General features: G+C 79.1%; 1 protein-coding gene. It reads right to left on the bottom strand.

Going from position 1 to position 2,751, the window contains the following annotated elements:
- Positions 1–2,751: SDR family NAD(P)-dependent oxidoreductase (locus tag ACTUAL_RS06835; RefSeq protein ID WP_440899656.1), on the bottom strand; the 2,751-nt coding region annotated here is incomplete at both ends.

Below are 2,751 nucleotides of genomic sequence, written 5' to 3'. Positions count from 1 at the left end.
GTCGCCGACGAGCACAGCGCGAACAGCGCGAGGTCGTGCCCGGCGGTGGCCCGGTGCAGCCACCAGGCGCCCGACACCGCGGCGCGGAACACCTCGTCCAGCGCGTCCGGGCGGGTCCCGGCGAGCGCGTCCTCGGCGGTGGCGCCCGCCGCGTGCACGACCCCGCGCCGCGGGAAGGCGTCCGGCACGTGCTCCAGCAGCGCCTCCACCTGGGCGCGCTCGCCCACGTCGCAGGGCAGGACCCGCACGCGGGCGCCCGCGACCTCCAGCTCCGCCACCAGTTCCGCCGCTCCCGGCGCGTCCGGGCCGCGCCGCGAGGCCAGCAGCAGCGACCGCACGCCGCGCCGGGTCACCAGGAACCGCGCGAGGGCCGAGCCGAGCGCGCCGGTGCCGCCGGTGACCAGCACCGTGCCGCCGGAGAGGTCGACGGCGGACGACCCGACCGCGACCTCGGTCCACTGCGGACGGAGAACCGCGCCGCCCCGGACCGCGGCCTCCCGCTCCCCCGAGGCGATCACCCGCACCAGCCGCTCGGGCACGGCGGACCCGTCCACGTCCACGAGCGCGACCCGCTCCGGGTGCTCGACCCGCGCCGACCGGACCGCGCCCCACACCGGGGCGTCCACGAGCCCGGTGGTGGTGGCGTTCCCGGTGACCACCACCAGGCGCGCCCCGGCCCACCTCGGCTCGTCCAGCCACCACCGCAGCAGCGCCAGCACCTCGTGCGCGACCAGGCGCGCCCCCTGCACCGGATCGCCCTGCCTGGCGGCGGAGACGCGCACCGCGACGTGGTCGGGCGCGCAGGCCGGGTCCCGCTCCAGCGCGGCCAGGTCCGGGTACCGCTCGCCGGGCAGGTCCCAGTCCAGCCCGACGAACGCCCAGGTCCCCGGCTCGCCGCCGTCCGGCGCGGGAACCCACTCGGGGCGGCGCAGCTCCCCGCCCGGCTCCCCGGCGCGGCAGGGCACCCGCTGGAACGGGTAGGTGGGCAGGTCCACGCGCCGCGCGCCGCTGCCGTCGAACACCGCGGCCCAGTCCACCGCCACGCCCCGGTTGTGGGCGCGGGCGAGCGCGCCGGTGACCGCGCGCTCCACGTCCCGCCCGCTCCTGGCGAGCGGCACGAACGCGGCCCGCCCCGGCTCGGGCACGCACTCCGCGCCCAGCGCCGACAGCACGCTCCCGACCCCCAGCTCCAGGTACGTGCGCACCCCGCGCCCGTCCAGCCAGCGGACCGCGTCGTGGAACCGCACGGTGTCCCTGGCCTGCCGACGCCAGTGCGCGGGCGAGGCGAGCTCCGCCGCCCCGACCGGCCCGCCGCTCACCCCGGACACCAGCGCGATCCCCGGCTCCGCGGTGGAGAGCCCCGCCGCGACACGGGCGAGGTCGTCCAGCACCGGGTCCACGTCGGCCGAGTGGAACGCCCACCCGGTGGCCAGCCTGCGGTGCCGCACGCCCAGCGCCGCGCACCGCTCGACCAGCTCGGCGACGTCGTCCAGCGCGCCCGCCACCACCACGGACTCCGGCCCGTTCACGGCGGCCAGCCCGAGGCGCTCGCCCAGCAGCGGCAGCACGTCCCGCGGGGTCAGGCGCAGCGCGACCATCGCCCCCTCGGGCATCCGCTCCTGCATGAGCCTGCCCCGCGCGGACACCAGCCGGGCCGCGTCGGCGAGCGCCAGCGCGCCGGACGCGTGCGCCGCCGCGATCTCGCCGACCGAGTGGCCGAACACGAAGTCCGGGACCACGCCCCAGGACGCGAGGAGCCGGAAGAGCCCGACCCCGACCGCGAACAGGGCGGTCTGCGCGAACACCGTGCTGGCCGCGAGGTCCTCCGCGTCGCCGGTGAGCACCGCGCGCAGCCCGTCCGCGAGGTCGGCGTCGACCGCGCCGACGACCTCGTCCACGGCGGCGGCGAACACCGGGAACGCGGCGCACAGCTCGCGCGCCACACCGGGGCGTTCCGCGCCCTGGCCGGGGAACAGGAACGCCACGCCGCCGTCGAGCGCGGTGTCGCGGCGCAGCTCCGCCGCCGGTTCGCCGTGCGCGAGGGCGGTGAGCCCGCGCCGGAACCCGTCGAGGTCGTCGCCGAGCACGGCGGCCCGGTGGGCGAGCCCGGCGCGGGAGCGCGCCAGCGAGAACCCGACGTCGAGGACGTCCACTTCGGACTGCGCGCGGTCCAGCAGCCGGGCGGCCTGCTCCCTCAGGGCCTCCTGGTTCGCGGCGGACAGCAGCCAGGGCAGTGCGCGCGCGGTCCGCTCGGGCCGCGCGGGGGTGCTCTTCCGGGGCGCCTGCTCCAGCACGACGTGCGCGTTGGCGCCGTCCGCCCCGAACGCGGACACCCCGGCCCGGCGCGGCCTCGCCGTGCCCTGGCCCCTGGAGGTCGGCCACGGCTGGTCCTGGTCGAGCAGCCGGATTTGGCCGGCCTCCCAGTCCACCCGCGTGGTCGGCCGACCGGAGAGCAGGGTGCGGGGCAGCCGTCCCGAGCGCAGCGCCAGCACGGTCTTGATCACCCCGGCGATGCCGGCGGCGGCCTGGGCGTGCCCGAGGGCGGACTTGAGCGAGCCGACCCACAGCGGGCGCTCGCGCTCCCGGTACGCCTCCTGCAGCGCCCGCAGCTCGACCTCGTCCGCGCGCGGCGCGCCGGTCCCGTGCGCCTCGACGGCGTCGACGTCGCCGGGTCGCAGTCCGGCGTCGGCCAGCGCCGCGCGGATCACCTCGCGCTGCGCGACCGCGCTGCCGGACGCGCCGTCCGAGTTC

Source organism: Actinosynnema sp. (genome assembly GCF_052038725.1).
This window is presented reverse-complemented; position numbering and strand designations above follow the sequence as displayed.